General features: G+C 61.4%; 5 protein-coding genes. 3 read left to right on the forward strand and 2 right to left on the reverse strand.

Features of this window, described 5'->3' with window-relative positions; translation table 11 throughout:
- Nucleotides 1-37 precede the first annotated feature (37 nt).
- Nucleotides 38-841: a helix-turn-helix domain-containing protein gene (locus ACK543_RS05590; protein ID WP_409941864.1), complete on the forward strand. Its 804-nt coding sequence runs from the start codon at nucleotides 38-40 to the stop codon at nucleotides 839-841.
- 201 nt (nucleotides 842-1,042) lie between these two features.
- Here ACK543_RS05590 and ACK543_RS05595 read toward each other — a convergent pair whose 3' ends face one another.
- A complete protein-coding gene (locus tag ACK543_RS05595) occupies nucleotides 1,043-1,942 on the reverse strand; it encodes a LysR family transcriptional regulator (RefSeq protein ID WP_409941865.1) in 900 nt (299 codons plus the stop codon).
- Between the two features lie 91 nt (nucleotides 1,943-2,033).
- Between ACK543_RS05595 and ACK543_RS05600 the strand changes: the two genes are divergently transcribed.
- Both ACK543_RS05600 and ACK543_RS05605 read left to right on the forward strand, forming a co-directional pair.
- Entirely contained in the window at nucleotides 2,034-3,821 is a 1,788-nt protein-coding gene (locus ACK543_RS05600) for a gamma-glutamyltransferase family protein (RefSeq protein WP_409941866.1), read from the forward strand.
- A gap of 378 nt (nucleotides 3,822-4,199) precedes the next feature.
- Entirely contained in the window at nucleotides 4,200-5,246 is a 1,047-nt protein-coding gene (locus ACK543_RS05605; RefSeq protein WP_409941867.1) for an IS110 family transposase, read from the forward strand.
- Between the two features lie 606 nt (nucleotides 5,247-5,852).
- On the opposite strand, the gene ACK543_RS05610 is transcribed toward ACK543_RS05605, so the two are convergent.
- Nucleotides 5,853-6,046 (reverse strand): hypothetical protein (locus tag ACK543_RS05610; RefSeq protein WP_409941868.1); only part of this gene is annotated, 194 nt, incomplete at its 5' end.

Consider the following 6,046-nt stretch of genomic DNA (forward strand, 5'->3'; position numbering starts at 1 on the left):
TAATTGATAGGGTTGAACGCTGTGATTCAATAACGCCATGGAAGCCGCCGGCCCAAGCCTTCGCGATACTTTGCAGACCGCCCGCAAAAGCAAGCGCATCAGCCAGCTTGATCTGTCTCTGCGCCTGGGCGTTTCCCAGCGGCATGTGAGCTTTGTCGAAAGCGGGCGCGCGCAGCCCAGCCGCGATCTCCTGCTGGCGTGGCTGCATGAGTTGCAGGCTCCACTGGCGCTGCGTAACGTGGCGCTGCAGCAAGCGGGGTTTGCGCCGGTGTATCGGGGAAGTGAGCTGTCTGATGCAGTACTGGCGCCGGCAAGCGAAGCGCTTGGCCGACTGCTCGCTGCCCATGATCCAATGCCTGCGATGGTTTTGGACGCTGTATGGAATGTGCTGCAGATGAACCGGGGGGCGCGATGGATGGCTCTGACGCTCATGCCCTGGTTAGCGCACGTTCCGCCGGCCCAGCCGATCAACATGCTCGATGCCATGCTTCACCCTGAAGGCATGACGCGCTATATGACCAATCTGGAAGAGGTAGCTCCCGCCATGCTCGCGCATTTGCGCGACGACGCGAGCGCCGCACCTGAGCTGCGGTCGCGTGTTGAGCTGCTGACGGCCCAGCTGCTCAAGCGCATGGGCAAGAAAACACTCGCCTCTTGGCCCCGACAAATGGCTCCGGTACTCACGACCCGCTTTGCTACTGCGCACGGTGAGCTGGCCTTTTTCAGCATGTTCTCCACCTTCGGTACGCCGCAGGACATCACGTTGGCTTCGCTGAGGGTTGAGCATCTTTTTGCGGCGGATGACCTCACGCGGAAGGTGATTACGGCGCAAGTGCGCTGAGGCAGTCAATCACAGACATGTGTGGAAAGGCCCTGTCCCACCATGTTTCTCATAGCGCCAGGCACGTCGAACGGCCGCATTCGAATCCCCATGACATGGGACGCCGCCAGGCAGCCCCCTTCGGCGCTCTTGCGTGTCGAGCCGCGGCCGCGGTGGCTGTAGCGCATGGCAGCGCGTGTTTCCAGGTCGCCCGCGTTGCGCTCATGTGCTTAGGCAGGTCCTTAAAAAATCGATGGCGCTGCGAACCTTCGCGCAGACAAACCGAGCACTCGGAAACACGGCATACAGGGGCGCCGCATCGCCCACGTAGTCGGGTAAGAGGCGAACCAAATCACCGCTGCGCAGGGCCTGTGCAACCGCCAGTTCCGAGGCATACAAGATGCCATGCCCCTGAAGAGCCCAATGTTGGGCGATGGAGGCGTCATTGCACACCAGCGCGCCATGCACCTTGGCGGACCACGACGCGTCTGATTGCTCTTTCGAAAAATTCCACTGTGCATATCGCCCGCTGCGGACGTAGTAAATGATGCAGCGGTGGTGTTCTAGTTCCAGAGGGTTCGTGGGTACACCGTGCGCCTGCAGATAGGCAGGGCTGGCGCATGCCACGCGCCGGGCATCACGTACCAAGCATGCATGGTGCCCTGAATCGGGCAAAGGCCCCAATCGCAGTGCCATGTCAATGCCTTCGCGCACCAGGTCCAGTTGCGCATCACTCACCAGCAGGTCCAGTTCCAGGCCCGGATGGCGCTGCACAAAATCTGCCAGGCCTTGTGCCACCCATTCATGCGCCAGGGACGCCGATACTGTGACACGCAACACCCCTTCCAGCGCGGTTTGGCCCTGACGCGCCTGCGCCTGCCCCTGCGCCAGGATGTCCAGGGCCTGGCGTGCATGCTCGATCATCACCAGCCCCGCGGTCGTAGGGCGCACCACGCGCGTTGTGCGCTCAAAAAGACGCACGCCAAGGGTGTTTTCCAGTCGTTTGATGGCAGAGCTCACGGCGGCGGTGCTCAGCGCGCAACGCTGCCCCGCTGCGGTCAGGCTGCCTGATTCCGCAGTGGCCAGCAGGATTTTGAGGTCGTCGAGATTGTTCAATTCCATGAAACAGTGATTTTGCACCCACCCTCTTGGTGCAGCACGCGCGCCGGCCTAAAGTGCACCCACCCGATTTCAACCGCAGGCCCACTGAGACATGAAACTCCATACCTTGACCACGCTGAGCGCGGCAGCCTTGCTGGCCGCCTGCACGCACAATCCGTCTGCCTCCTTCCGGTACGTCGTTCCCATCCAACCCGAGGGCGCTTCCGGCTACACCGAAAAGCCCGGTTGGGCCACACAAAAGTTTGCTGTTGCCGCTGCCAACCCCCTTGCAACGGATGCTGGCTATCAGGTTCTCAAAGCGGGTGGCAGCGCGCTGGATGCCGCCATCGCTGTGCAGATGGTGCTCACGCTGGTGGAGCCGCAGTCCAGCGGCATCGGCGGCGGGGCGTTTCTTTTGCACTACGACGGCAAGGCGGTCGAAGCTTTTGACGGGCGTGAAACCGCCCCGGCTGCAGCCGACGAAAACCTCTTTCTGAAAGTCGATGGTCAACCGATGGCATTTATCGACGGCGTGGTGGGGGGGCGCTCGGTCGGCGTGCCGGGCACCGTGCGCATGTTGGAGTTGGCGCACAGACAGCATGGCACCCTGCCCTGGGCGCAACTGTTTGCACCTGCCATTGCGCTGGCTGAAGGCGGTTTCAAGGTCAGCCCACGGCTGAACACGCTATTGGCCAGCGAGGCACACCTCAAGAAAGACCCGATTGCCGCCGCCTACTTCTACGACGCGCAAGGCATGCCCTGGCCAGTGGGTCATGTGCTAAAGAACCCCGAGCTTGCCCAGGTGTTGCGCGGCATTGCTGCTCAGGGCTCCAAGGCGCTGTTGGAGGGGCCTGTGGCGCAAGCCATGGTGGACAAAGTGCGCCAACACCCCAGCAACCCCGGCACACTCAGCCTGCAGGACTTGGCCCAATACCAGCCCAAGAAGCGCAGCGCCCTTTGCTTTGATTACGAAGCCGTGGCGCGCAGCTACCGGCTGTGCGGATTCCCGCCACCGAGTTCGGGGGCGCTGGCCATTGGTCAGATTCTCGGCATCCTGCAGCGCACCCCTGCCAACGGTCTGGCCCTGGAAAACAACCTGCCCTCAGCGTCCTGGCTTCACGGGTACACCGAGGCTGCACGCCTGGCCTTTGCCGACCGCGCCCAGTTCGTGGCCGACCCGGACTTCGTTGGCGCCCCTGGCGGCGACTGGATGAGCCTGCTCGAGCCCGCCTACCTGGCACGACGCGCCGCCCTGATCGGACCGCAGTCCATGAAGGTGGCGCAGCCTGGCCAGCCCGGTAGCATGAAGACCAGCTACGCGCCCATGCCGGATCAGCCCGAATACGGCACCAGCCACATCAGCATCATTGACGCCCAAGGACGAGGCGTGGCGATGACTACCACCATCGAAGACGCCTTTGGCTCGCGCCAAATGGTCAAGGGGTTTTTGCTGAACAATGAGCTCACCGACTTCAGCTTTGCGCCCAGGGACGCCAAGGGCCTGCCCATCGCCAACCGCGTGCAGCCGGGCAAGCGCCCACGCTCATCCATGTCGCCCACACTGGTGTTCGACAAGTCCAGCGGCCAGCTACTAATGAGCGGCGGTAGCCCGGGCGGAGCGCTCATCATCCACTACACAGCCAAGACGCTGTACGGTACGCTCAACTGGGGTTTAAACGCGCAACAGGCCATCAACCTGCCCAATTTTGGCTCCGCCAACGGCCCCACTCTGCTGGAAGAAAAGCGCTTCCCCGCTGCTACGGTGGAGGCCCTGAAAGCCCAGGGCCACGAGGTGCGAGAGATGAACATGACCAGCGGACTGCAAGCGATCCAGAAAACCCCCACGGGTTGGTTTGGTGGCGCCGATCCGCGCCGCGAAGGGGTGGTGATGGGGGATTAGCCATAAACCCGCAATGCGCAAGGTTTATTCAACTTGCGGCGCGACTTACCCACCAGGTGGCGGCAGCGTCGCCCTTATTGAAGCTCTGCATAACCCTTGCGAGGATGCGCTGGTGCGGATCGGAATAGGCCACAAGGCGCTTTTTGCAGCCTACAGCATTGCTATTGGCAAGAAAAGCAACGCCGCGGACTGCCCGAGCCCGAGCCCGGGCCCGCGCAGACCGCAGGGAGTTATGCAGATGGCATGGACGTCTCCACCTACACCGCCGTTGACGGCGCAGGCCCCATGACCACATTGCAAGGAGGGGCCTCGCGGCAACGGCATCAAAGTGCCAAAGTGGAAGTTTGTCGCAACCACTGCAGAACTGCAGGCCCCACCATGCAATTTACCGCAACGCTGCCAGTCATTGGAATGGATATCGCCAAGAACGTGTTCCAGCTCCACATCGTGAATGCCGAGACTGGCGAGGTCGCACGACACAAACTCAGGCGTGACCGGGTGACCACATTCTTTGCCAATCGTCAGCGGTCGCTCGTCGCGTTGGAGGCCTGTGGTGGTGCGCACCACTGGGCCAGAACGCTGCAAGCACTGGGGCATGAAGTGAAGCTGCTGCCCGCCAAACATGTCCGCCCCTTTGTCCTGCGCGACAAGACCGATGCCCGTGATGCCCAGGCCATCTGGGTCGCGGCCCAGCAGCCTCACATCAAGGCCGTGCCGGTCAAGAGCGAGCAGCAGCAAGCTTGCCTGAGCCTGCACCGCTTGCGCGCGCAGCTCATGAAGGTGCGCATCATGCAAACCAACGCATTGCGCGGCTTGCTCTACGAATTCGGCATCGTGCTGCCTGAGGGGCATCGTGTGTTGCTCAAACGCATTCAGGACGAACTGGCCCAAGCCCAGGAACAGGCGAGGCTGCCCGAGGTGGTGGTTGTCAGCGTTCAGGATCAACTGCGTCGCATCGACAGCCTGCAGGACGACATCGACCAGTTGGACAAACGCCTGGCTTCGATGGTCAAGCACAACCAACACATGCAGGCACTGCAAGCCATACCGGGCATCGGTCCGTTGACGGCAACTGCTTTGGTGTCTACCGCCACTGACCTGCTCAACTTCGATTCAGGTAGGCAGTTTGCCGCCTGGCTGGGGCTGACGCCCCGACAGACTGGCACTGGCGGGAAGACCCGGCAGTTGGGGATCTCCAAACGCGGCGACCCCTATGTGAGGACCCTGTTGATGCACGGCGCTCGCGCCGTCATTGCCAGGAGTCAGCGAAGCGGCTGGATCGAGCGGCTGTTACTTCGCCGTCCCTACAGCGTGGTGGTCGCAGCACTGGCCAACAAACTGGCCCGAACAGTCTGGGCAGTCCTGGTCAAGGCAAAGGCCTTTGACCCGGTGAGATGGAATCCGGTTGACCTCGCTGCAGCCTAGGGCCACAACGATGATCTGACCCAGTGATCCAGCCCATGCGCGACCCCTGCACTTTCAGATTTCACTGCGGTAGCGCCCGCCTGTATGAGTCGATCAACCAGCTGCAGTGCATGAGTGGAAACCATTGCCGAGTTTTCTCGTTCCATCGACGGGGACAACACGTAGGCGACGGCACGGTGCCGCCTGACTCGCGCCTGGTCTTTGGCTGCAAACGTTCTCAACATGCGGTCTGACGACGCGGCGAAGGCCCTTTCCATCCGGGGGTCGGGAGTTGTCTGCGAATACTCCATGTCGAGCGAGAAGCCGTGGCCGAACTCGACAACTACCTTCTCTACGGTGGACAAGGATTTCCACTGCCCCAGGAAGCAAACTACGTGGCGGGGCCTGACCCGCGAGACCACAGGCATGGCCTTGGCTACGCCAGTTTGTGATCCAACTATCCCACCCAGGCAGGCGCCGACGGTTTGAAGAACTTTTCTGCGCAACATGTTTTGGCATTGCCCATAAGTAAGAACTGCGGGGGGTGTTCAACCACACGACATAAGGCATGGATCTTCACGGCCCCTTTGACTGCGCGGAGACGTTACCATGGGTCGTCTTAACGCCTCACCCAGGTGCCGGACCTATGTACGGCCAGTAGAAGCTGAGGCAAACTACCCATCCTGGATCCGTGACCTGATGGTCGAGATTTTGCTGATTCTCCATTGAAATCAACGACTTGGATGCTATGTGACGTTTCACCCAGCAGGTGAAGCGACCATGACCGACTTTGTAATCAAACAATTGCCCTACGACTTGAG

It is taken from the genome of Acidovorax sp. (assembly GCF_046341535.1).
Lineage (GTDB): Bacteria > Pseudomonadota > Gammaproteobacteria > Burkholderiales > Burkholderiaceae_C > Acidovorax.

Bases quoted from the DNA above. Each gene is read 5' to 3' on its own strand.
- ACK543_RS05590 (WP_409941864.1), top strand. From the start codon at position 38: ATGGAAGCCGCCGGCCCAAGCCTTCGCGATACTTTGCAGACCGCCCGC.
- ACK543_RS05595 (WP_409941865.1), bottom strand. From the start codon at position 1,942: ATGGAATTGAACAATCTCGACGACCTCAAAATCCTGCTGGCCACTGCG.
- ACK543_RS05600 (WP_409941866.1), top strand. From the start codon at position 2,034: ATGAAACTCCATACCTTGACCACGCTGAGCGCGGCAGCCTTGCTGGCC.
- ACK543_RS05605 (WP_409941867.1), top strand. From the start codon at position 4,200: ATGCAATTTACCGCAACGCTGCCAGTCATTGGAATGGATATCGCCAAG.